Raw genomic sequence first — 22,310 nt, 5'->3', positions numbered from 1 at the left:
TAACAGTGTTACCCCTCATATAATGTGTAAGTATAAAAGAAAGGATAAATAATGAGTAATCAAAAATTCGATGAAATGTATAAGGGGAATAATACAAAGGAATTAACAGCACTGGCAAAAGAGTTGGGGGTACCTCGTTATTATACTCTTAATAAAAAAGAGTTAGTTTTGGCTATTTTGGAAAAACAATCAGAAAGTGAAGAACATTACTATGCATCTGGGATATTAGATGACATTCATACCGAAAATGGCTTTGGCTTTTTGAGAACAGTTGACTATAAAAAGGGTGAAACGGATATTTATATTTCAGCATCACAAATCCGTCGTTTTGAACTAAAAAAAGGTGATGAAATTACGGGTAAAGTAAGGAAACCTCGTGATGGAGAACGCTATGCTGGACTTCTTCAAGTTGATTTGGTTAATGGTGTGGATGCAGAAGTAGCAAAAGGTCGTTCTCATTTTCAGGCTTTGACACCAATATATCCAAATCAAAAAATAGTTTTGGAAACTACAAAGGAAAAGTTATCAACGCGTTTTGTTGACTTAGTAGCTCCTATAGGATTTGGACAACGTGGATTAATAGTTGCGCCACCTAAGGTTGGGAAAACAACACTATTGAAAGATATAGCAAACGCAATTAGAAAAAATTATCCAGATAAAAAACTAATAATTTTACTTATTGATGAAAGACCAGAAGAAGTTACTGATATGGAGCGTTCTGTAAAAGGTGCTGATGTTGTAAGTTCAACCTTTGACGAAACTAGTGAAAACCATATAAAAATGGCAGAGCTGGTTATTGAGCATGCCAAACGTCGTGTAGAGTTAGGACAAGACGTTATTATTCTTATGGATAGTATTACTCGTCTTGCTCGTGCTTATAATATAGTAGAGCCAAGTAGTGGTAAAGTTTTGAGTGGAGGAGTAGATCCATCAAGCCTTCATAAACCAAAAGCATTTTTTGGAGCAGCACGTAATGTAGAAGGTGGAGGAAGCCTAACAATAATAGCCACAGCACTAATAAATACTGGATCTCGTATGGATGATTTAATTTTTGAGGAGTTTAAAGGTACTGGTAATATGGAAATAGTACTATCCCCAGAATTAGCTTCTAGAAGAATTTATCCGGCTATTGATTTCCTTAAGAGCTCAACACGTAAAGAAGAATTATTGTTAACAGAAGATGAAGTAAAAATTCTTTGGCAAAGCCGCCGTAAGTTAGAAGATGTCAGTGAACCTACAATAGGTGTGTTAAATCATCTACGAAAATATAATAGTAATGAAGAATATATATCAGAAATGAAAAAATTTATACGAGAATAATAAATGTATTTAATATATAAAATTATTATAGTTTAAATATGGAGAATTATTAGACAGGAATAATTTGCTGTGCTATAATCTAGTGTATATTTAATTCAGGAGGAAAATTTTGGATACGATTAAATTTTTAATTGATTTTGTATTGCATATAGATAAACATCTGGGTGAACTTATGATTCAACATGGTCCATGGTGGATGTATGGGATAATATTTTTAATAATATTTATAGAAACTGGTTTAGTATTTATGCCATTTTTACCAGGAGACTCTCTTCTATTTGCTAGTGGGGCGCTATGGGCTGCAACAGGAAATAATATTTTCTTGTTATTACTATTATGTATAAGCGCCGCAGTAATTGGAGATAATTGTAACTATTTTATTGGAAGAAACTTTTCGGAGTATTTGAAAGGTAAATCTTGGTTTAAAAAGTTTGTGTCTGATGAAAATATTCAGGATGCTGAGAATTTTGTCGCTAGACACGGAGGAAAATCAATATTTTTAGCGAGATTTTTCCCGATTATTCGTACAATTGTTCCATTTATCGTAGGGGCAGGGAAAATGAATTATAATAAATTTAGAATTATCGATTTCTTCGGAGGTTTATGCTGGTGTACTTTATTTATTACAGTAGGATATCTATTTGGTAATATCGAGTTTGTTAAGAAAAATTTCTCATTAGTAGTAATTGCAATAATTTTAATTAGTTTGATTCCATTATTAGTTGGGATTATTAAATCTAAGAAGAAAGCTTAAAATATAGACGATCTACACATTGTGGTAGGTCGTTTTTAGTTGCTTATGATATGGGGAAAAGTTATAATTAGTTTATCGATATTTATATATTATAGGAGAATATAATGAATTTAGGAATTATTGGAGCAGGAATGATAGTAAAAGATTTTTTATCTTTTGCTCACGAATTACCAGAAATAAATTTAGAAGCAATAGTAGCTAGAAATCTAGAAAATTTGAAGAGATTAAGTGATGAATACGAAATAAAGAATATTTATACTAATATTGAAGAATGTTTAGCGAATACTGCTATTGATACAATTTATATTGCAGTCCCAAATAATCTCCACTACAGCGTAGCCAAGAAAAGTTTAGAAGCAGGAAAAAATGTTATTTGTGAAAAACCATTTACTTTAAATTATGAAGAAGCTGAGGAATTATTTAGTTTAGCTGATAGTAAAAATTTAATTTTAATAGAAGCGATAACGAATCAGTATCAAGAAAATTATAAAGAAATAAAAAATAATATTTCTAAAATAGGAAATATTCGTCTAATTGAGTGTAATTATTCACAATTATCTTCACGATATGCTGCTTTCAAGGAAGGTATAATAGCACCTGTTTTCGATAAGAAACAGGGCGGCGGTGTTTTAGGAGACTTAAACATCTATAATATACATTTCGTAGTTGGTATTTTTGGTGGGCCTCAAAGTTTAGCATATTATCCTAATATAGTTCGAGATGTGGATACTTCTGGAGTATTAATATTAGAGTATGAGAATTTTAAGGCTGTATGCATTGCGGCTAAAGATACATTTAATAATAGCTATGTTAATATTCAAGGTGATGAAGGAATAATTAAAGTTGATGGACCTTCTAGTGAAGTGTCAAACTACAGAATTTTGACGGAAGATAGTTTAATTGAAGGAAACAAGAATATTAAGATACACAGAATGTTTTCAGAATTTAAAAAATTTATTGATGTTATTGATAATAAAGATTTTGATTTTTATATAAGGCAAAAAAATCATAGTCTCGCAGTTATGAAAATTCTAGATGAAGCAAGAAAAGTATTATGAAAAGAATAAATATAGAAAAATATAGGTTATCTGATGACATACTCATAAACTTTGGTTTCCAATTTGAAGATAATATACTAGTCTTCAAAAGAAATATCCTAAATGATGCGTTTAGAATGGAAATAAAATTAATAAGTACAGATTTTGAAATAGAGGTTTATGATTTAGATTTTAATGAAGTATATTCATTATTTAGTGTTGATAGTGCTAGTGGAGAAATAGTAACAGCAATTAGAGAAGAAGTAAAAGATGTATTGGAAAAAATTCTTTGTTTAGAAAGTGTCATATATAAAGATGTATTGCATTATGTAAAAGATCAATATAATAGTACTATAGTAAAACCATTTAAAACGAATCCAGATATAAAAGCATTAGTTACCCCAAAAGGTAAGTGGTATGCTCTGTTTTTAGATGTAGAATATAATAAACTGCAAAAAGATAGTCTTGCAGATTCGAAGGTTAAAATTATTAATTTAAAACATATATCTAGTAAAATTTCTGCTATTACAGATAATAGAAATATTTTTCCGGCATATCATATGAATAAAAACCATTGGATAAGTGTTGTTTTAGATAATAATATAGATACAGAATATGTAAAAGAATTAATTGAGATAAGTTATAATTTGGTAAACAATAAATAAAAAATCTAACCTAAGTTATTTTAGGTTAGATTTTTTATATTGTATAACGGCAAGTATAAGTAATATTACTTGTATAACTACAGTAGCATAAACAAATGGGAGAAAAATTCCCCCAAGGAGCCCAGATATAATATAAAATATAAGGGTTACTATCATTAATATTCTAGAATTAGCGTTTTTAAATGAACAAATAATATTTAAAATAACTGCTAATAAAAAAGCAAAAAGATGTGGTAGCATAAAGGCAAGTAACATACCTAAACCAGAATGAGCATCTGTATTATTTAGCGAAAATATAAAAAAATATGATAAAAGTGCCATATAAGCTAGTGATATAATTAGAGAAGTTCTAGAAAGAATCAGTGATGTCTCCCTTTTATTCATATTAAATCCATCCTTTCTCAGTTGCTTTTTTAACAGCCTCAGTTCTATTTTTACAATTCAGTTTAGTTAGAATATTAGAGATATAATTTCTTGTTGTACCTTCTGATAAAAATAATTTTGCTGCTATCTCTTTATTAGATAATCCATGTTTAACTTTTTTTAGTAACAAAGTTTCTTGTTTAGATAGTGGATTATGATTCATAAAGATATTCTCCATAAGTTCTGGTGAATATTCTTTATGCCCGGCTAAAACATTTTCGATTGTGTTCATAAGTTCTTCTATCGAACGGTCTTTTAATACGTATGCATCAACATTACTTTTAATCGCGCGTTCAAAATAACCAATTCTTTTAAATGTAGTAACTATAACAACTTTTGTATCAATATTTTTTTCTCTTATAAATTCTAATGTATCTAAACCAGTGGCTTCTGGCATTTCTATATCCAAGATAGCGACATCGATATTATGTTTTAATATTAAATCCATTGCAGCTTTACCGTTTTCAGCTTGGAAGATTTCATCAACTTTTTCTTCCATCAAAAGGAGCTTAGCCATTGCATCTCTTAGCATACTTTGGTCTTCAGCGATAAGTAATTTCATAAATACGACTCCTTATCAATTTTTTATTATTGTAATTTTTATAGTAGTGGGCTTTTTAGAAGAAATAATGTTTACTTTACCATTAACAGCTTTTAAACGTTCTTTTATTGATTTTAATTCTTCACCATTTATTTTTTCAAAACCACAACCATTATCAGAGAAAAGTAAAGAATATTGTTCTTTATCTTCATTAATAATTATATCACATTCTGTAGCATTACTATGCTTGATAACATTATTAGCCAGTTCTTTTAATATCATAGTAAGAGTCCATTCTTGTATAGTAGTAGGCTTACTAAAGATATTGTTTTTAACATTTATTTGTATATTACTCATTGTCATAATATCTTGAATTATATGCAGTTCTTCATCAATGCTACGCTGTTTTAATTTATTAATTATTGCACGAGTATTATTCATAGATTCTTTACTGATTTTACTGATTTCACTAAGCTCTTGTTTTGCAGCTTCAATATTATTTTTTTCTAAATATTTTTCAGCTAGTTCCGCTTTTAATTTTAACATAACAAAGGTGTGGCCAATGCTATCATGAAGATCTTGGCTGATTCGATTGCGTTCATTTTCGGCAAGTAGAATATTTATGTGTTCATTACGTTTATTACGTTCTTCTTTTAATAGTTCTTTTTCATAGTTTCGTTTTTGTAAGAAATACGAGGCTAAACAAAGAAAATAGAAGAAAAACATAATAACCTTATCTGCTATATTGAAAGATGCTAATGATATATGAATCATTAAGTAGTTTATAGTCCCTAAAAAACTAATAGTTCTATATGTAGTATAATTATCGTGAAAACGCCAGATTAGCAGGCTACTTAAGTAAAAAGAATATAGCATATTCATAGGATGGATAGTAATTGTCATATAAATCACATAAAATACTAGATAACTCCATTGAGCAAAGATTATATATTTATTTTTCGTATATAGAATAACTATATAATCTATTACTGCAATAATTGTAAAATACAAAACATAAAATGGATAAGTTCCAGTTATAGTATATATGAACGGGAAAATAAAAAATACTAGTGATATATAAAATGGGAAGTTTTCTTTTAACATTATTGCTAATATTTTTTTCATGACTAACTCCTTTTGGTAAATTCTATTATAATAATATCATAAAGATAAAGGTGTGTGAATAAATAATCACACACCTTTAGTTTATTTAATTTCGATTTTACGCTTGATAATTAAAGTAAGAATAGTAAAACCAATTCCATATGCTAGTAAAATGCCAAGTGAAGTGAAAGAAAATACTTGTTCTTTTAAATATTTATTAACAAATTCTAATAAGTGATATGTTGGAGTTACTTTAGAAATATTTTGTAGCCATTCAGGGAAAAGATAAGTAGGCCACCATAATCCTCCAAGCATAGCCAGACCTAGATATAAGATATTAGCAAAAAGGCTTAATTTTTCAACTGATTTAATCAGACTTAGTAATACCCCAATTCCTAAAAATGTTATACAACCAACAACCATTAAAACACCAGCCATAATCCATTCACGAGCACTCATATTAACATCTCGTAAGAAATGACCAACAACGAATACTACAACTACAGCTATAATAAAAGTAAAAATAATACGAATAAAACGTGCAATATAGTACTCAGATAATTTTATCGGTGAATTATTTATTAGATGTAGATAGTTATTTGTTTCATCTTCACGAATTGACAATGGTAGTGAAAATAATGCAAAGCTAATGCTACTAAATGCAGTCATAGAAATTAGCATATCTTTTACAACACGTGCTTGTATCTCAGCATTATCAAATTGTTGCATTCCAGAGAATAAAACAAAGAAGATAACAGGAAAACCTAATCCCATAGTAAAATTCGAAAGTGCTCTTTTTGTAAATATAAATTCCATTTTTAATAATGTAGTAAGATTTTTCATGTTTTTTTACCCCTTAGTTTTCTTTCGTTGTAGCAAAAACGCTATCTAGTAGAGTTCTGTTTTGAACCTCTAAATCTTTTAATGTACAACCGGCTGCTTGCAATAATGTCCAAATTTCTTCTGGTTTTTTTGTAAGGAAGTTGAAGCTGTCATGTTTTACTTCCAAATTATAGACATTTTCATTATCTTTTAATACTTCAAGATATTGGAGAGGTAAAGTAAAGAATTTCTCTACTTCTTCAGCGCGCATAGCATGAGGAGTTGTATCACGAATTAACTCGCCTTTATGCAAAACCAATATTCTATCTGCGGTATGTTCTACTTCTTCTATGTAGTGAGAAGAATAAATAATAGTCAATCCATTGTTTTTTAATTTGTTAACTATTTCCCAAAAACGAATACGAGTAGAAGTATCCATACCAGCCGTTGGTTCGTCTAGAAAAATAATTTTTGGTTTCCCTATTAAAGTAAGTGCAAAAGAAAGTAATCTTCTTTGACCACCAGATAATTTTGAAGCTAGTGTATCTTTTTGTTTATCATCAAATCTAAGTATATTGTCAATTTCTTGATCAGTTAAGTGATCTGTATAAAGCTTTTGAACAAAACTTATTAGTTCATTGACTTTCAATCTTTCTGGAACAGCATTTTCTTGTGATAAAACATTAACATAGTTTTTTAATGTTTTATCAGTTGGTTTCAAATCATTAACTTTTATATCTCCTGAAGTTATAAACTTAGCACCAAGAAGACAATTCATAAGAGTAGTTTTACCAGCTCCATTAGGCCCGATAAGAGCTACACACTCGCCTTCTGATATATCAAATGAAACATCTTTTAAAATATATTTATCCTTTATGACTTTACTTATATTTTTTGCAGTAATAATTTTTTTACTTATCATATTAATCACCTCTTTTGTTGTTACTTATATTATATCGAGAAATAAATAATTTATTTAGTAAGCTCTGTCATATAGGAATATGACAAATGTCATAAATAAAAACCGATGACTTTAGATAGTCGCCAGTTTGCGACTTATTTTAAGTCTTCTATATTTAAATAATTAGTATGGGGTTTATTTATTAGAGAAAAAATAATTTTTTCTGAAACCTTTGAGACAGGCAAGGGATAGACATTTTTGAAAAATGAAATATTTAGTGCTGAAAAAATTTTTATTGGTAAAACATTCAAGTAAGATGTCGGTCTACTAGATCCATACATTAGCCCAGGACGGACTATAAGATAATTTAATGATGAAGACTTAACGAATTCTTCAGCTTGCTTTTTACTATTGAAGTAATCTTTAAATCCACCATTTGCAGAGATGTAAACCAGTTTGTTAATATTGAACTTGGAACAAAGTTTAATAGACTTTGTTACGCTTTGAGTGTTTAGTTTTTTGTACATATTTTTGTTCTTTATAGTACCTACTAAATGAATAACGACATCGAACTTTTCTTCTATATTAATTTCTTCTATATTAAAGATATCTGCTTGAATCCAGTTAATATGATTTAATTCTTTGTTTTTTATTTTATGTCTAGCTAAATAACTAATATTTATGTTATTCTTTAGGGCTTCTTTAAGTAAAGATTCACCTAAAAAGCCATTTCCCCCAATAAGAAGAATATTCATATTTCACCTCATATATTAACTATAATTGAGTTTATTTGTGTAAAATAATATCATAAATGAATTTTAAAGTAAATATATTTAAACAAATTATGAAAAATGATATAATAAAGACAATTTATAAAGGAAGGAGAAATTTTATGAAAATAGGTTTAGTTTTAGAAGGTGGCGCGATGCGTGGATTATTTACCGCTGGGGTGCTCGATATCTTTTTAGATAATAATGTAGAAGTAACAGATGTAGTAGGGGTTTCAGCAGGAACATTATTTGGAGTTAATTACGTCTCGAAACAAAGAGGGCGAGCTTTGCGTTATAATTTGAAATATATAAATGATAAACGCTATATGAATGTAAAGAGTTGGTTAAAAACAGGGAATTTAATAAATAAAGATTTTACATATTATAAATTGCCATTTCAACTTGATGTTTTTGATAATAAAACTTTTAAAGAATCACCTATAAACTTTTTTGCAACGGTGACGAATATAGAAACAGGAGAAGCAGAGTTTGTAAAAATAAAAGATGCCTATAAGCAAATGGAAACTTTACGTGCTACTTCTGCGTTACCGTTTATTTCAGAGATAATAGAAGTAGGTGATAAGAAATATTTAGATGGCGGTATTTCTAATAGTATCCCCATTGATTTTTTTGAAAAGCAAGATTTTGACAAGGTAATAGTTATTTTGACACGTCCAATAACATATAGAAAAGAAAAAACAACGGGTATTCAATATAAGCTGTTTTATAAAAAATATCCAAAATTAGTAGAAAAACTAGAGAATAGATACAAAGAATATAATGATACAGTTGATAAAATAGTTGAATTGGAGAAAGAAGGAAAACTGTTTGTAATTAGACCGAGTGAAAATATTACAATCAAGCGTCTAGAAAAGGACATAGAGAAGCTACAAAAAGTTTATGATTTAGGATTGAAAGATGGGAATAATATTATAGAAGATTTAAAACAATATTTAGAGAAGTAGTAAGGATGATAAATATGAATATGGGACATAATAAAATAAACGCAGATAACTATAAAAGAAAAAATGTTGAAGAATTGAAAAAAATATTATCACCAATAGAATATTCTGTAACTATGGAAGACAGAACAGAAAGTCCTTATACAGGAAAATACTGGGATAGTTTTGAAGAGGGAATATATGTAGATATAACTACAGGGGAACCATTATTCTCATCAAAAGATAAGTTTAAATCTAATTGTGGCTGGCCGAGCTTTGCCAAGCCAATAGAAAAAGAGGTAACGCAATACTACAAGGATACCTCTCATCTTATGGAAAGAATTGAGGTAAGAAGTAGAGTGGGTAATTCTCATTTGGGGCATGTTTTTCCAGATGGTCCAGAAGAATTAGGTGGATTAAGATATTGTATAAATAGCGCCGCATTAAAATTTATAAAAAAAGAGGATATGGAAAAAGAAGGATATGGTTATTTATTAAATATTTTTTAAATAATACTATATAAACAGTAAAACAGGAGATAATTGACAATTACTATCAATTATCTCCTGTTTCAAATAGTTTTAGTGCCAAAAATTTAATGTAATATAATAAATGTGTTATATACGATATCATAAAAATAATAACAGTATAATAACAGTTTTATTTATTCATTAAAAAATACTTAAAAATAAAAACACTTAATGTAAGAGTTTTCATTTCACTTGCAAAAGAATTTGCAATAATTCCAACTAATATTTTACTATATATAGGCTAATTTATTTTAAATAAATATAAAGTGTATTAGTACTAACGTTCACAAAATGTACACATTTTAACATAGAATAGTGTTGTAACAGAAATAGGGTTAAGGTACACTAAAAGTGTAACAAATAGTTTAATTAATAAATTTATTTTTCACACTATATTATAAAAATTTAAGGAGTGACATAAATATGACAACAGTTGCAGAAAAAAAAGCATTCGTTGGTGGAAAATGGCAAACAGAAGTGGATTTAGTAGATTTTATCAAATCTAACTACACAGAGTACAGAGGGGATTCTTCGTTCTTAGCTGGACCTACTGAAAACACTAAAGTTTTAGTAGAAAAATTCAATGAGTTAATGCGTCAAGAACGTTTAGCTGGTGGAACATTAGATATGGATACTAGTATTCCTTCAACTATTCTTTCACACGGAGTAGGATACATCGATAAAGATCGTGAAAAAATCGTTGGATTACAAACTGACAAACCATTAAAACGTGCTTTAATGACTTTTGGTGGTATTAACATGGCTGTAAACAGCTGTAAAGCATACGGATATGAAGTAGATGAAGAAGTTATCAAAATCTTCACTGACTACCGTAAAACTCACAACCAAGGTGTATTCGATGCATATACTCCAGAAATGCGTTTAGTAAGAAAATCTGGTGTTATCACTGGACTTCCTGATGCATACGGACGTGGACGTATCATCGGTGACTACCGTCGTGTAGCTTTATACGGGGTAGATCAACTTATCGCTTGGAAAAAAGAAGATTTAGCTAAAATCGGAGCTGACGGAGTTATGACTGAACACGTTATTCGTGATCGTGAAGAAGTTAGCGAACAAATCCGTGCTTTAGGTGAATTAAAAGAAATGGCTAAAATCTACGGATTCGACATTTCAGAACCAGCTACAAACGCTAAAGAAGCTGTACAATGGTTATACTTCGGATACTTAGCAGCTATCAAACAACAAAACGGTGCTGCGATGTCTATCGGTAACATTGCTACATTCTTAGATATTTATATCGAAAGAGATTTACAAGATGGAACAATTACTGAGTCTGAAGCTCAAGAATTAATTGACCACTTAGTATTAAAATTACGTTGCGTTAAATTCGCTCGTACTCCAGACTACAACCAATTATTCTCAGGAGACCCAATCTGGGCTACATTAATCGTTGGTGAAATGTTAGATGCAGAAAGATCATTAGTTACAAAAACTGACTTCCGTTTCATCCACACATTAGACAACATGGGTAACTCTCCAGAGCCAAACTTAACTATCCTTTGGTCTACTAAATTACCTACAGGATTCAAAGACTACTGTTCTGAATCTTCAATCAACCACAGTGCTATCCAATACGAAAGTGATGAATTATTAGCAGACTTCTTAGGAACTTGTGACAAATCTATCGCTTGTTGTGTAAGTGGTATGACTACTGGTAAAGATATGCAATTCTTCGGAGCTCGTGCTAACTTAGCTAAAGCTTTACTATACACAATCAACGGGGGACGCGATGAATTATCAGGTGTTCAAGTTGGACCAAAAACTGAGCCAATCCGCGGCGTATTAAACTACGATGAAGTATGGGCTAAATTCGATGTATTCATGGAATGGTTATGTAAACTATACATCAATACATTAAACGTAATCCACTACATGCATGATAAATACTCTTACGAAAGCTTAGAAATGGCATTACACGACACTAAAGTAAGAAGATTCATGGCAACAGGTATCGCTGGATTCTCAGTAGCAGTAGACAGTTTATCAGCTATTAAATATGCTAAAGTTACACCAATCGAAGATGAAACTGGATTAGCAGTAGATTACAAAATTGAAGGTGAATTCCCAACATTTGGTAACAACGATGACCGTGCAGACGAAATCGCTGTTGAGTTACTAAAAGTGTTTATGACTAAACTTAAAAAACACGAAACTTACCGTGCAGATGAAACTACAACTTCTATCTTAACTATTACTTCAAACGTAGTATACGGTAAGAAAACTGGTAACACTCCAGATGGACGTCGTGCAGGAGAACCATTCTCTCCAGGTGCTAACCCAATGAACGGACGTGACCAAAGCGGAGCACTAGCTTGCTTAAGCTCAGTAGCTAAATTACCATACGAATACAGCCGTGATGGAATCAGCTTAACAGCAGCATTCACACCAAATTCATTAGGTAAAACTAAACAAGATCAAATCAAAAACTTAACAGCAATGATGGATGGATACTTCAAACAAGGTGGATACCACTTAAATACTAACGTATTTAACAAAGAAACTTTACTTAAAGTTATCGAATCTCCAGAAGATTATCCAAACTTCACAATTCGTGTATCAGGATACGCAGTACGTCTAATCAGTTTAACTCCAGAACAACAACGTGACGTATTAAGCCGTACAATGCACCAATTCATGTAATATAATAATTAAACAAAAAAAGGAGGGGGCTCTTAGCCCCCACTTTTTTATTGTAAAATATTGTAAAAGTATTTACACAAAGTTATAGAATACGTTATAATAAGTATATAGAAAACAGTAAAGGAGGGGGCAAATTATGAAACTATCTAATTTAGCACCTGTTGAGGATACAAATGAACTAACTGCAAATGTTCACTCTGTAGAATCATTTGGTAACGTAGATGGACCAGGAATAAGATATGTAGTTTTCTTTCAAGGGTGTATGTTAAGATGCAAATATTGTCACAATCCTGATACTTGGAAGATGCATAATCCTGATGCTAAAGTCGTTACAGTAAGTCAATTAACTAAGGAAATAGTTAAGTATAGAAATTTCTTTGAAGCTAGCGAAGGTGGAGGAGTTACAGTAAGTGGGGGAGAATCTCTTCTACAATTAGATTTTGTTCTTGAATTATTTAGACAATTAAAAGCACTAGATATTAATACTTGTGTTGATACATGTGGTGGTTTCTATGTGAATACTCCTACTATGAACGAAAAGATATTAGAGTTAATCTCATTAACAGATTTATTCTTAATGGATTTAAAACATATCGATGATGAGCAACACATTAAACTTACAAAAAGAACAAATAAAAATATTCTACAATTTGCAAGATTTTTAAGCGATAATGGAGCAAAAATGTGGATAAGACATGTTCTTGTTCCAAAATGGACGGATGATGACTATTATTTACAAAAACTTCGTGAGTTTATTGATACACTTGATGGAGTTGAGAGAGTTGAAGTTTTACCATATCATGATATGGCTAAATTCAAATATAAAGAATTAGGACTTGAATACGAATTAAATGATATCAATCCACCAACAAAAGATAGAATAAAAAATGCTATAAAAATATTAGGTGCACGAGACGATGTTAATTAAAATATAAGCCCAAATGATAGTTTTTCATTTATCATTTGGGCTTGTTTTTTAAAAAAATATTATGCTGTTAAGCTCAGATTATATTCTGAATTTAACAGCATAAGTTATTTGTTTAGCAATTACTATTTAGTTCCTTCTAACATAGATTTTAGATATGCTTCTACATCTTTATTACTTGATTTAACATTGTATTCTTCAAATAATTTTTTAAGTGCTTTACTTACTACAGTAGAATCTTTTTTAACAGCTTCTTCTGCTGCTTTTTCAGCAAGTGTTGCTTTCATTTCATCGAAAGTAGCGTCTTTTTCATCTAATACTTTAATGATGTGGTATCCGAATGAAGTTTTTACAACGTCAGATACTTTATCTTTAGTAAGTGCATATGCAGCTTCTTTAAATTCTTTAACGAATGAATTATCTTCTTTAGAAGACCAACCTAGATCTCCACCATTAGAAGCATTAGCAGTATCATTAGAGTTTTCTTTTGCTAGAGTAGCAAAATCTTCTCCATCTTTAATTTTTTTATGTAGTTCTTCAGCTTTTTTCTTAGCATCTTCATCACTTAATCCATTAGGATTAGAGTCACTTTTAACACTTATAAGAATGTGCGCTAAATGGTATTGGTGCTTATTTTTTTCGTAGTTTTCTTTTAATTTATCTTCGTTAGTTCCAGTATAGTCATTTATTAAAAGAGTTTGAGCAGCTTTAACTTTAAGTCCGTCTTTATATTTATCTAAAGTAAATCCTTGTTGTTTTAAAAGTTGTTCAAATTTTTCTTTGCCACCATATTGTGTTTGAGCTTTTTGAAGTTGCTCTTCAATAGCTTTTTCATCAATTTTTCCTTTATATTTATCTAAAAGAACTTTTTGAATCATCATACTAGTAGCTGTTTTAGAAAGTTGGCTAGCTCCTATGCTTTCTACGATATCCTTTTCTGTTACATCTCCTGCTTTACTAGAGATATATTTTGTACCTCCAGAGCATCCTGCTAATCCTATAACCGATACACTAAGTGCTACAGGTAAAATAGCTTTTTTAAACTTGTTCATTAATTATTATCCTCCTAATTGTAACTATGTATAAATATACCATATTTTTTATTATAAAACAACTAAAGAATAGGCGAAATAAGTCGTGCAAAAGCTTCTTTAATTCTAATTATTAAACTACGTTGCTGATATTTAGAATAAGATACTAAAGTTGACTTTTTGACATCTTCTAAAAATATTTTTCTAAATGCTTTTGTAGTTTTGTAATCATACATAAAGGCATTTAACTCGAAATTCAATTTAAAGCTTCTATAGTCAAAATTTGCACTACCTAAACTTGTAACTTCATCATCAATAATAATCATTTTTGTATGGATAAAACCATTCTCGTATATATATGTTTTCGCCCCTAGAGAAGCAAGTTCTCCAATAAATGAATAAGTAGCCCAATATACAAACATATGGTCAGGTTTATTAGGTACCATTATTCTAACATCAATCCCTGAAAGGATAGCCATCTTTAAAGCATCCATGACACTTTCATCGGGGATAAAGTATGGTGATTGAATATAGATATATTTCTTTGCACGAGAAATCATATGTAAATAACCATACTTTATTTTTTCAAGTTTACTATCAGGTCCACTAGCAACCATCTGAATTGGAAGGTAATTATCAACAGGGATAGCAGCGTGCTCTTCCTCTAGTTTGATTTGTTCAGTTTTTTTAGAAGATTGAGAGTTCCAATCGTCAATAAAACGAAATTCTAAAGAAACAACTGCTTCTCCTTCGATACGAAGATGTGTATCACGCCAATAACCAAATTTTTTATCTAACCCTAGGTATTCATCACCAACATTAAAACCTCCGGTATAAGCAATCTCTCCATCAATAACCACTATTTTTCTATGATTTCTGTAGTTCATACGAAAATTTATAAGTGGTAGCTTAGATTTGAAAAAACTTTTTATTTTTGCATTGTTTTTTGTTAATTTTCCTAGTGAGGAGATACTTAATTTCCTTGAGCCTATGTCATCATACAAGATATATACTTTTACACCTTCTTTAAGTTTTTGTTCAAGTAAATTAAATAATTGTTTTCCGATACCATCTTTTTTAAGAATATAGTATTGAATATAGATATAATCTTTTGCTTTTTTTATATCTTCGAATAATAATTCAAATTTTTCTTTTCCATCTGTAATAATTTTGATTTTATTTTTTTTAGATAAGAAAGCTTTATCTGTTTCGTAATTTAACTCTATTAAATTTCTATACTTATAAATAATTTGTTCTTCCTTTGAAATTTCGTATGGAGTAGATTGTTTTAATAAACTCTCTTGATACGAAATTTTTTCTTCATCAGAAAAAGGGAAGATTTTTTCTCTATAAATAGGTCTTCCTAGCATTAAATAAAGGATAAAACCTAAATAAGGTATTAAGAATAAAACTAAAATCCAAGCCCAAGAAGAACGGGTAGTTTGATATTCTAAAAAAACTATAGAGAATGCTAGTAATGTATTTATAATTAGAAATATTGTTAATAAAATATCAATATCTAAACGAATATCGCTAAATAATGTTGTCATATAATCTAAAATATATGTAAAATTTATATTTAAAATTTTAAAATTGGTATAATTCATAATATAACACTCCTAGTTAAATACTACCTTAAAATACAGAAAAAGTCCAGATAATAATTATACAGATAATATAAAAGATTATATAATTGTTAAAAAATATATATCAAAAAATTATAAAAAGATACATTGAAAATAAGGAGATATTAAAAAACTTTTAGTAATTTTGTATTATGAGTTGAATTTTTGCCGATTTATATTATAATGGAATAGAGAAGAAAAAAGGAGAATATCATGCCTAATAATATTTTAGAAGAATTAAAAACTAAATTTGAAGATTTTGCGAGTGAACTAGAAAATATTGAACCTGAAAAGGTTGATTTAACTCAAATTGACAGATTAATTGCTTTAGTAGAAGAATTAGATAACGAAATTAAAACTATAAAATAAAAATTATAAGCTGAGGTAGGAGTAGTTTACTTCTCTTCAGCTTATCTTTATGAAGAGGTTAAAATGAAAAAGAAAAATAGTGGTAAAAAATTAAATGTTCTTTTAACGATTAAAAAAATTGGTATTAATGGTGAAGGGATAGGTTATTACAAAAAGAAAATTACATTTGTAAAAGGTGCTCTTCCAGATGAGGTAATTGTCTGTGAAATTATTGAAGAAACGCCAAAATACATTATAGGAAAATTAGTCAAAGTAAAAGAGTCGAGTCCATATAGAGTAGCGGTAAAAAAAGAATATGCAGAAAGTGGAGCATATGGGTTAGCTCATGTTAGTTACGAAAAACAACTAGAGTATAAACGTAATATTTTATTAGATGCTTTTGATAAGTATTATAAATTAACAAAACCAGATAAATTGGTTCTAAAAACTTTAGCATCGCCTATAATAGAACATTATCGTAATAAAAATCAGTTTCCTCTTGCTGTTCGTAATGGCCGTGTAATTGCGGGCTTGTATAAAGAAGGAAGTAATGATCTTGTAGAAATAAATGAGGATGTTGCATTACATGAAAATGGTAATAAGATTACTAATCTTGCTAAAAAATGTTTAGGAAAATATAAAGTAGAAATTTCTACAAATAAAAAGACTTATGGCGTAAAATATATTTCAACTCGCACTTCATTTTATAATGGAGATGTTCAGCTAACATTTGTAGCTAATACGGATAAAATTAAAAATTTAGATAAAGTTGTTAATGAGATTAAACGTGAAGCTATAGTTAAGAGTATAGTGCTGAATGTAACGAATGATAACGATCATCTAGTAATGGGTAGTGAAAACATAACTTTATATGGTTCGGATTATATTGTTGAAAAAATTGGTGATACTAAATATGAATTATCAGCTAAATCATTTTTCCAACTTAATCCAGGAGCGACAAAAAAGCTTTATGATAAAGTTGTAGAATTTGCTGATTTGAGAGAAACGAATATAGTTCTTGATGCTTTTTGCGGTGTGGGGACAATTGGCCAATATGTGAGTCGTAAATGTCATGAAGTATATGGTGTAGATATAGTAGAAGATGCTATAAAAGATGCAAATAATAATGTTAAGTTAAATAATTTAACTAATTGTATATATGTAGCAGGTGATGCTAACAAAATTGTACCTCGTTGGAAGAAAAAAGGAATTAATTTTGATGTTGCAATAGTTGATCCACCAAGAACAGGTTTAGGTCATTTAGCAAAGAATTTATTAGATGTAGATGCGAAGAAAATAGTTTATGTTAGTTGTAACCCATCAACATTGGCTAGAGATTTAAAAGTACTTACTAGAAAATACAAAATTAGACGTATTCAACCAATAGATATGTTCCCTGGAACAGCGGCTGTAGAGGCGATAGTGGAGTTAATTAGGAAGTAATATCTAGGCTTAGTGGGAGGGGGAAACCAATGAAAAAGATAAAGATGTCAGTGTTAGGAATAGGTCCAGTTTATGTATTGAGTTGCTTAATTGTAGCAGTTTTATCAATATATCTATCTGAAAAAGGGAGTCTTAATTCAGGAAAAATTAGCAACTTCAGATTAATTTTGATATGTTTAGGTGTACTTTCTATTTTATTAGGTGTGATATTATGGATACAAGCTGTATTTTCACAAAAAATGGTAAAGGCAATAAAAGATAATATTCTTTTGACTAAAGGAGTCTATGCTGTTGTAAGGAATCCGATATATTCTGCATTTTTCTTTGTTTTTACTGGGATGTTATTAATAGAAGCCAATCTTTGGTTACTTATACTTCCAATAGTATTTTGGCTTTATATGACTATTCTTTTAAAACTTACAGAAGAAAAGTGGCTAAAAGAGGCTTTTGGACAAGAGTATATTGAATATTGCGCTAGAGTAAACAGAGTCTTTCCATGGTTTCCTAAAAAATAATGTTGTTATAGAGGGAGAAATATTTTGGATAAAAAGTTTGAACAATTAAAAAAAGATATAATGTCAGATATTGATAATAAGAAATATTCAGATAAGGGAATTGAACCGCTTTTTTCTGCACCTAGACCTGCTAAAATATTGATAATAGGTCAAGCACCAGGACTAAAAGCACAGGAGAGTAAAATATTCTTTAATGATAAAAGTGGTGTAAAATTAAGAGAGTGGATGGGAATTGATAATGAAATATTTTATAATTCCGGGTTAATCGGAGTAGTTCCTATGGATTTTTATTATCCTGGAAAAGGGAAAAGTGGAGATTTGCCACCGAGAAAAAATTTTGCGTCTAGATGGCATGCTAAAGTATTAGAGTTAATGCCGGATGTTGAACTTATTATTTTAGTAGGAAAATATGCTCAAGATTACTACTTAAAAGATGGGAAGGGAAAAAACTTAACAGAAACAGTTAAGAACTATAAAAAATATTTACCAACGTATTTTCCAATAGTTCATCCATCACCACTAAATTTCCGATGGCATAATAATAATCCTTGGTTTCTTGAAGAAGTAGTACCAGAGTTACAAGAAAGAATAGAAAAGATTTTAAATTAAAGAATAGAAGTTACTTAAGAAAAATTAAGTAACTTCTATTTTTTTATAAACAGGTTAAATCGTATGTAGTTTCTTCTCCGTAATAAACTAGAATAGCTTCTATTAAATTTTTTATTTTATTTAAGTTATCAGTTTCTAAAATAATTTCTGCTTTTCCGGAGATAACATTAAAGGAAGTACCGCTGATAACAGAAATTATCTCTATATTTTTATATTTTGTACTTTTTCTAACAAATTCACTGGTAATAATGGTTGTATCAATCGCTTCATCAGGCTCTGCTCCATGGCCACCTTTTCCAAAAATAGAGAGTTTGTATTTTTCCATATTATTGCTCCTCCTTAAGATTTTTAATAACTTTATCAGCATTTAATGCTAAGTTGAGAAATATTGAAGCAGTATGCGTCATAACTTTTTCTTCGAAATCAAATTTTGGGTGATGATGAGGATATTTAGCAAAAGTATTATTACCAGCACCGATTAAAAAGAATGCCCCTGGAATATTTTCTAGATAATATGCAAAATCTTCACCAATCATTAGTGGCTCGATTTCTTTAAGTTTTATTTCTGGAAGGGTAGCAGACGTTGCTGTTATAATTTCTTTAACGGCATTTTTATGATTTATAAGTGGCGGATAACCACCATAGTAGATAAATTCTATAGTTGCGTTTTCATATTCCTTTTCTAATGATAAACAAAGTTTTTTTAGTTTAGATATCACCATTTTATGAAGTTCTTTATTAAAATGACGTATTGTACCAGTAATACTAGCATTATTTTTAGTACTTTCTAATTTTCCAAGGGTAATTACTAGAGTTTCTCGTGGTTTTGCAAAGCGCGAAACTATTTGTTGTGTTTGTGATATAAAATCTGCAGCAATTAAATTTGAATTTTTATTAGAAGTAATTTTTATTTCGAATCTATCAGCAGCTGCACAAAGCTCACTATAGCCATAACCTAAAGTTCCTAGCGGAAGCGGAGTCCAAAGATGAGCACCAAAGATTGCATCAACATTTTCTAAACAACCGGCATCAATCATTGGTTTAGCACCACCAGGAGCTTGTTCTTCACCATATTGGAAAATTGCGACAATATCATAAGGAAGTTTATCGATGTTTTCCATTAAAACTTTGCAAGTAGTAAGTAAAGATACTGTGTGGCCATCATGACCGCAGGCATGCATGGTATTTTGAATTTTAGATTTGTAGTCAACATCTTTTTCATCGTTGATAGGGAGCGCGTCAAAGTCAGCTCTGAAAGCAAGAGTTTTACTTGAGTCTTTTCCTTTGATTCGTGCTACAACACCATTAAGACCAATATTTGTTTTAACATCTTTAATACCTAATTCTCTTAAATAATTTTCAATAAATTTTGCTGTATTCTTTTCATGAAATGATACTTCTGGATTCATATGCATATATCGACGTAATTTTACCATCTCAGGAAAGTAATTTTTAATTTCTTCTTTAATAAGTAGCGAAAGCATAATTTTCTCCGTTCAATTAAGTTATTGTATAAAGTAATTATACCATTGTTTTGTACTTTTATTAAGTCAAAGTTGGTAGGTAAATATTTGACATTTCTACTAATATAATATATACTAATAATAATTTAAATAATGTATCTTTAATGTGATCCAGAGAGGTCAGCAAAGATTAGTTTTATTGGAATGAATATACCTAGTTTAAACATGCTGTCCTGCTCTTATGAGTAGGTTATTTTTTTGAGGTGAAGTATGAAAAAAAGAGTTCTTTTTGATGAAGTAATGATTTCAAGAATGATTACAAGAATTGCTAATGAAATTATTGAGCAAAATAAATTAGAAGAAATAGTTTTAGTAGGAATTCAAACAAGAGGAATTTATATTGCTAAAAGATTAAAACAAAAGATTGGTGAGATTGAAAATATTAATATTCCAGTTGAAAGTTTAGATATTAAGTTTTATCGTGATGATCTTGAAAAGCAAAGTTTTGAGCCTGAAATTACAACACCGAAGTTTAAACTAGATTTGAATAAAAAAGTTGTTATTATTGTTGATGATGTATTATACACTGGAAGAACTGTACGTGCTGCTATTGATGCAATTATGGATGTTAGCCGTCCTAAAGCTATTCGTCTTGCAATATTAGTTGATCGTGGTCATCGTGAACTTCCGATTCGTGCAGATCATATTGGAAAAAATATCCCAACTTCGAAAAAAGAGAATGTTAAAGTTTATCTTAAAGAAGTTGATAAAAGTGAAGAAATATTATTAATTTAAATATAAGTCTTTTTAAGCTAGTCCAGAGAGGCTAACAAGGGATTGAATTTAAAGTATATACTAGAATAGTATAGCTGTATTTAGATATAACTAAGTTTTAGTGTATCTATTACTAGAATTTAAATTTAAGTTGATTATGAAATCATGCCTTGTTGTCTTTGGACGCAAGGTATTTTTTATTAAAAAAATGGAGGAACACTATGAAGAACATAGTAAAAATGTCAGACTTAACAAATGCAGAGGTATACGAACTTATAACTCGTGCTTTAGAACTTAAGAATGGAGCTAAGGTAGAAGCTAGAGAAGACCTTTTTGTAGCGAATTTATTCTTTGAAAATTCAACACGTACAAAACACAGTTTTGAGGTTGCAGAGCATAAACATAGATTTAATGTTATAAACTTTGATGCAGCAACATCATCAGTTAATAAAGGAGAAACACTTTATGATACTTGTAAAACATTGGAGATGTTAGGCTGCAATATGCTGGTTATTCGTCATAGCCAAGATGCATATTACAATGAATTATCAAACCTAAATATACCAATTTTAAGCGGTGGTGATGGAAGTGGAGAACATCCAAGCCAGTGTCTACTTGACCTAATGACAATGTACGAAAAATTTGGAACTTTTGAAAATCTGAATATTATAATTGCTGGTGATATTAGGAATTCTCGTGTCGCAAGAAGTAATTATAATATGTTGACAAGATTAGGAGCTAAAGTTAAATTTGTATGTCCAGATATCTTCAAAGATGAAACTTTAGGAGATGTAGTTGATTTTGATGAGATTATCGATAAAGTAGATGTCTGTATGTTACTGCGCGTTCAACATGAAAGGCATGATTCAAAAATGGGGCTTTCAAAAGAGGAATATCATAATAATTATGGCTTAACAAAAGAACGCTATAATAAATTGAAAGAAAGTGCAATAGTAATGCATCCTGCACCAGTTAATCGTGGAATGGAAATTGATACTGAATTAGTTGAAGCACCTAAATCTGTAATCTTTGAACAGATGAAAAATGGTATGTTTATGCGCCAAGCAATGATTGAAAAAATAATAAAAGATAATAATTTATAAGA

At 29.7% G+C, this 22,310-nt stretch carries 24 protein-coding genes; 14 read left to right on the top strand and 10 right to left on the bottom strand.

What is annotated here, in order from left to right; all coding sequences use genetic code 11:
- Positions 1 to 51: 51 nt before the first annotated feature.
- The 4 genes from rho (at position 52) to DQN46_RS05840 (ending at position 3,776) form a co-directional block, all read left to right on the top strand.
- Complete coding sequence (gene rho / locus DQN46_RS05855; RefSeq protein WP_111743330.1) at positions 52 to 1,320, top strand: transcription termination factor Rho; 1,269 nt, start codon at positions 52 to 54, stop codon at positions 1,318 to 1,320.
- 109 nt (positions 1,321 to 1,429) lie between these two features.
- Positions 1,430 to 2,074: a VTT domain-containing protein gene (locus DQN46_RS05850; RefSeq protein ID WP_004632615.1), complete on the top strand. Its 645-nt coding sequence runs from the start codon at positions 1,430 to 1,432 to the stop codon at positions 2,072 to 2,074.
- Positions 2,075 to 2,178: 104 nt separating this feature from the next.
- Positions 2,179 to 3,132: a Gfo/Idh/MocA family protein gene (locus tag DQN46_RS05845; protein ID WP_111743329.1), complete on the top strand. Its 954-nt coding sequence runs from the start codon at positions 2,179 to 2,181 to the stop codon at positions 3,130 to 3,132.
- Entirely contained in the window at positions 3,129 to 3,776 is a 648-nt protein-coding gene (locus DQN46_RS05840) for an MmcQ/YjbR family DNA-binding protein (protein WP_111743328.1), read from the top strand. The genes DQN46_RS05845 and DQN46_RS05840 overlap by 4 nt, the downstream gene beginning before the upstream one ends.
- A gap of 15 nt (positions 3,777 to 3,791) precedes the next feature.
- Here DQN46_RS05840 and DQN46_RS05835 read toward each other — a convergent pair whose 3' ends face one another.
- The 6 genes from DQN46_RS05835 to DQN46_RS05810 form a co-directional block, all read right to left on the bottom strand.
- On the bottom strand, positions 3,792 to 4,160 hold the full coding sequence (locus tag DQN46_RS05835; RefSeq protein WP_111743327.1) for a hypothetical protein: 369 nt from the start codon (positions 4,158 to 4,160) through the stop codon (positions 3,792 to 3,794).
- 1 nt (position 4,161) lies between these two features.
- On the bottom strand, positions 4,162 to 4,761 hold the full coding sequence (locus DQN46_RS05830; protein ID WP_111743326.1) for a response regulator transcription factor: 600 nt from the start codon (positions 4,759 to 4,761) through the stop codon (positions 4,162 to 4,164).
- Between the two features lie 15 nt (positions 4,762 to 4,776).
- Positions 4,777 to 5,865, bottom strand: coding sequence for a sensor histidine kinase (locus DQN46_RS05825; RefSeq protein ID WP_111743325.1), 1,089 nt, complete (start codon positions 5,863 to 5,865; stop codon positions 4,777 to 4,779).
- A gap of 81 nt (positions 5,866 to 5,946) precedes the next feature.
- A complete protein-coding gene (locus tag DQN46_RS05820) occupies positions 5,947 to 6,687 on the bottom strand; it encodes an ABC transporter permease (RefSeq protein ID WP_111743324.1) in 741 nt (246 codons plus the stop codon).
- 13 nt (positions 6,688 to 6,700) lie between these two features.
- Complete coding sequence (locus tag DQN46_RS05815) at positions 6,701 to 7,588, bottom strand: ABC transporter ATP-binding protein (RefSeq protein WP_111743323.1); 888 nt, start codon at positions 7,586 to 7,588, stop codon at positions 6,701 to 6,703.
- 134 nt (positions 7,589 to 7,722) lie between these two features.
- Entirely contained in the window at positions 7,723 to 8,322 is a 600-nt protein-coding gene (locus DQN46_RS05810) for an NAD(P)H-binding protein (RefSeq protein WP_111743322.1), read from the bottom strand.
- A gap of 137 nt (positions 8,323 to 8,459) precedes the next feature.
- Between DQN46_RS05810 and DQN46_RS05805 the strand changes: the two genes are divergently transcribed.
- The 4 genes from DQN46_RS05805 to pflA all read left to right on the top strand — a co-directional run bounded on the left by DQN46_RS05805 (position 8,460) and on the right by pflA (position 13,400).
- Positions 8,460 to 9,302: a patatin-like phospholipase family protein gene (locus DQN46_RS05805; protein WP_111743321.1), complete on the top strand. Its 843-nt coding sequence runs from the start codon at positions 8,460 to 8,462 to the stop codon at positions 9,300 to 9,302.
- A 14-nt stretch (positions 9,303 to 9,316) separates the two neighbouring features.
- A complete protein-coding gene (gene msrB / locus DQN46_RS05800; protein ID WP_111743320.1) occupies positions 9,317 to 9,787 on the top strand; it encodes a peptide-methionine (R)-S-oxide reductase MsrB in 471 nt (156 codons plus the stop codon).
- Positions 9,788 to 10,231: 444 nt separating this feature from the next.
- Positions 10,232 to 12,472, top strand: a complete 2,241-nt coding sequence (gene pflB, locus DQN46_RS05795) for a formate C-acetyltransferase (protein WP_111743319.1) — start codon at positions 10,232 to 10,234, stop codon at positions 12,470 to 12,472.
- 136 nt (positions 12,473 to 12,608) lie between these two features.
- Complete coding sequence (gene pflA, locus DQN46_RS05790) at positions 12,609 to 13,400, top strand: pyruvate formate-lyase-activating protein (RefSeq protein ID WP_111743318.1); 792 nt, start codon at positions 12,609 to 12,611, stop codon at positions 13,398 to 13,400.
- Between the two features lie 122 nt (positions 13,401 to 13,522).
- On the opposite strand, the gene DQN46_RS05785 is transcribed toward pflA, so the two are convergent.
- Positions 13,523 to 14,449, bottom strand: coding sequence for a foldase protein PrsA (locus DQN46_RS05785; RefSeq protein ID WP_111743317.1), 927 nt, complete (start codon positions 14,447 to 14,449; stop codon positions 13,523 to 13,525).
- A gap of 62 nt (positions 14,450 to 14,511) precedes the next feature.
- Complete coding sequence (gene cls / locus DQN46_RS05780; protein ID WP_111743316.1) at positions 14,512 to 16,035, bottom strand: cardiolipin synthase; 1,524 nt, start codon at positions 16,033 to 16,035, stop codon at positions 14,512 to 14,514.
- Positions 16,036 to 16,266: 231 nt separating this feature from the next.
- Here cls and DQN46_RS08565 point away from each other — a divergent pair, with 231 nt between their 5' ends.
- The 4 genes from DQN46_RS08565 (at position 16,267) to DQN46_RS05765 (ending at position 18,968) form a co-directional block, all read left to right on the top strand.
- The gene (locus DQN46_RS08565) at positions 16,267 to 16,422 is read left to right on the top strand and encodes an SE1561 family protein (RefSeq protein WP_003144715.1); all 156 of its coding nucleotides are present in this window, start codon (positions 16,267 to 16,269) and stop codon (positions 16,420 to 16,422) included.
- Between the two features lie 63 nt (positions 16,423 to 16,485).
- Complete coding sequence (rlmD, locus tag DQN46_RS05775; protein ID WP_111743315.1) at positions 16,486 to 17,844, top strand: 23S rRNA (uracil(1939)-C(5))-methyltransferase RlmD; 1,359 nt, start codon at positions 16,486 to 16,488, stop codon at positions 17,842 to 17,844.
- Positions 17,845 to 17,873: 29 nt separating this feature from the next.
- A complete protein-coding gene (locus DQN46_RS05770; protein WP_111743314.1) occupies positions 17,874 to 18,359 on the top strand; it encodes a methyltransferase family protein in 486 nt (161 codons plus the stop codon).
- Positions 18,360 to 18,383: 24 nt separating this feature from the next.
- The gene (locus tag DQN46_RS05765) at positions 18,384 to 18,968 is read left to right on the top strand and encodes a uracil-DNA glycosylase family protein (RefSeq protein WP_197712497.1); all 585 of its coding nucleotides are present in this window, start codon (positions 18,384 to 18,386) and stop codon (positions 18,966 to 18,968) included.
- Positions 18,969 to 19,011: 43 nt separating this feature from the next.
- On the opposite strand, the gene DQN46_RS05760 is transcribed toward DQN46_RS05765, so the two are convergent.
- Both DQN46_RS05760 and DQN46_RS05755 read right to left on the bottom strand, forming a co-directional pair.
- Positions 19,012 to 19,293: an amidohydrolase gene (locus tag DQN46_RS05760; RefSeq protein ID WP_111743313.1), complete on the bottom strand. Its 282-nt coding sequence runs from the start codon at positions 19,291 to 19,293 to the stop codon at positions 19,012 to 19,014.
- Between the two features lies 1 nt (position 19,294).
- The gene (locus DQN46_RS05755) at positions 19,295 to 20,452 is read right to left on the bottom strand and encodes a M20 metallopeptidase family protein (protein WP_111743312.1); all 1,158 of its coding nucleotides are present in this window, start codon (positions 20,450 to 20,452) and stop codon (positions 19,295 to 19,297) included.
- Positions 20,453 to 20,701: 249 nt separating this feature from the next.
- Here DQN46_RS05755 and pyrR point away from each other — a divergent pair, with 249 nt between their 5' ends.
- Both pyrR and DQN46_RS05745 read left to right on the top strand, forming a co-directional pair.
- A complete protein-coding gene (gene pyrR / locus DQN46_RS05750; RefSeq protein WP_004634158.1) occupies positions 20,702 to 21,226 on the top strand; it encodes a bifunctional pyr operon transcriptional regulator/uracil phosphoribosyltransferase PyrR in 525 nt (174 codons plus the stop codon).
- A gap of 200 nt (positions 21,227 to 21,426) precedes the next feature.
- Positions 21,427 to 22,308, top strand: coding sequence for an aspartate carbamoyltransferase catalytic subunit (locus tag DQN46_RS05745; RefSeq protein ID WP_111743311.1), 882 nt, complete (start codon positions 21,427 to 21,429; stop codon positions 22,306 to 22,308).
- Positions 22,309 to 22,310 lie beyond the last annotated feature (2 nt).

The organism is Gemella morbillorum, from assembly GCF_900476045.1.
GTDB lineage: Bacteria > Bacillota > Bacilli > Staphylococcales > Gemellaceae > Gemella > Gemella morbillorum.
Note: the sequence above shows the minus strand (reverse complement) of the source record. Positions and strands in the feature narration are given on the sequence as shown.

Excerpts from the sequence above, each read along its gene's own strand:
- rlmD (WP_111743315.1), top strand. The coding sequence starts at position 16,486 with ATGAAAAAGAAAAATAGTGGTAAAAAATTAAATGTTCTTTTAACGATT.
- DQN46_RS05845 (WP_111743329.1), top strand. The coding sequence starts at position 2,179 with ATGAATTTAGGAATTATTGGAGCAGGAATGATAGTAAAAGATTTTTTA.
- pflA (WP_111743318.1), top strand. The coding sequence starts at position 12,609 with ATGAAACTATCTAATTTAGCACCTGTTGAGGATACAAATGAACTAACT.
- DQN46_RS05785 (WP_111743317.1), bottom strand. The coding sequence starts at position 14,449 with ATGAACAAGTTTAAAAAAGCTATTTTACCTGTAGCACTTAGTGTATCG.
- DQN46_RS05840 (WP_111743328.1), top strand. The coding sequence starts at position 3,129 with ATGAAAAGAATAAATATAGAAAAATATAGGTTATCTGATGACATACTC.
- DQN46_RS05815 (WP_111743323.1), bottom strand. The coding sequence starts at position 7,588 with ATGATAAGTAAAAAAATTATTACTGCAAAAAATATAAGTAAAGTCATA.
- pyrR (WP_004634158.1), top strand. The coding sequence starts at position 20,702 with ATGAAAAAAAGAGTTCTTTTTGATGAAGTAATGATTTCAAGAATGATT.
- DQN46_RS05745 (WP_111743311.1), top strand. The coding sequence starts at position 21,427 with ATGAAGAACATAGTAAAAATGTCAGACTTAACAAATGCAGAGGTATAC.
- DQN46_RS05825 (WP_111743325.1), bottom strand. The coding sequence starts at position 5,865 with ATGAAAAAAATATTAGCAATAATGTTAAAAGAAAACTTCCCATTTTAT.
- msrB (WP_111743320.1), top strand. The coding sequence starts at position 9,317 with ATGAATATGGGACATAATAAAATAAACGCAGATAACTATAAAAGAAAA.
- DQN46_RS05810 (WP_111743322.1), bottom strand. The coding sequence starts at position 8,322 with ATGAATATTCTTCTTATTGGGGGAAATGGCTTTTTAGGTGAATCTTTA.
- rho (WP_111743330.1), top strand. The coding sequence starts at position 52 with ATGAGTAATCAAAAATTCGATGAAATGTATAAGGGGAATAATACAAAG.
- pflB (WP_111743319.1), top strand. The coding sequence starts at position 10,232 with ATGACAACAGTTGCAGAAAAAAAAGCATTCGTTGGTGGAAAATGGCAA.
- cls (WP_111743316.1), bottom strand. The coding sequence starts at position 16,035 with ATGAATTATACCAATTTTAAAATTTTAAATATAAATTTTACATATATT.
- DQN46_RS05835 (WP_111743327.1), bottom strand. The coding sequence starts at position 4,160 with ATGAATAAAAGGGAGACATCACTGATTCTTTCTAGAACTTCTCTAATT.
- DQN46_RS05820 (WP_111743324.1), bottom strand. The coding sequence starts at position 6,687 with ATGAAAAATCTTACTACATTATTAAAAATGGAATTTATATTTACAAAA.
- DQN46_RS05770 (WP_111743314.1), top strand. The coding sequence starts at position 17,874 with ATGAAAAAGATAAAGATGTCAGTGTTAGGAATAGGTCCAGTTTATGTA.
- DQN46_RS05755 (WP_111743312.1), bottom strand. The coding sequence starts at position 20,452 with ATGCTTTCGCTACTTATTAAAGAAGAAATTAAAAATTACTTTCCTGAG.
- DQN46_RS08565 (WP_003144715.1), top strand. The coding sequence starts at position 16,267 with ATGCCTAATAATATTTTAGAAGAATTAAAAACTAAATTTGAAGATTTT.
- DQN46_RS05805 (WP_111743321.1), top strand. The coding sequence starts at position 8,460 with ATGAAAATAGGTTTAGTTTTAGAAGGTGGCGCGATGCGTGGATTATTT.
- DQN46_RS05760 (WP_111743313.1), bottom strand. The coding sequence starts at position 19,293 with ATGGAAAAATACAAACTCTCTATTTTTGGAAAAGGTGGCCATGGAGCA.
- DQN46_RS05830 (WP_111743326.1), bottom strand. The coding sequence starts at position 4,761 with ATGAAATTACTTATCGCTGAAGACCAAAGTATGCTAAGAGATGCAATG.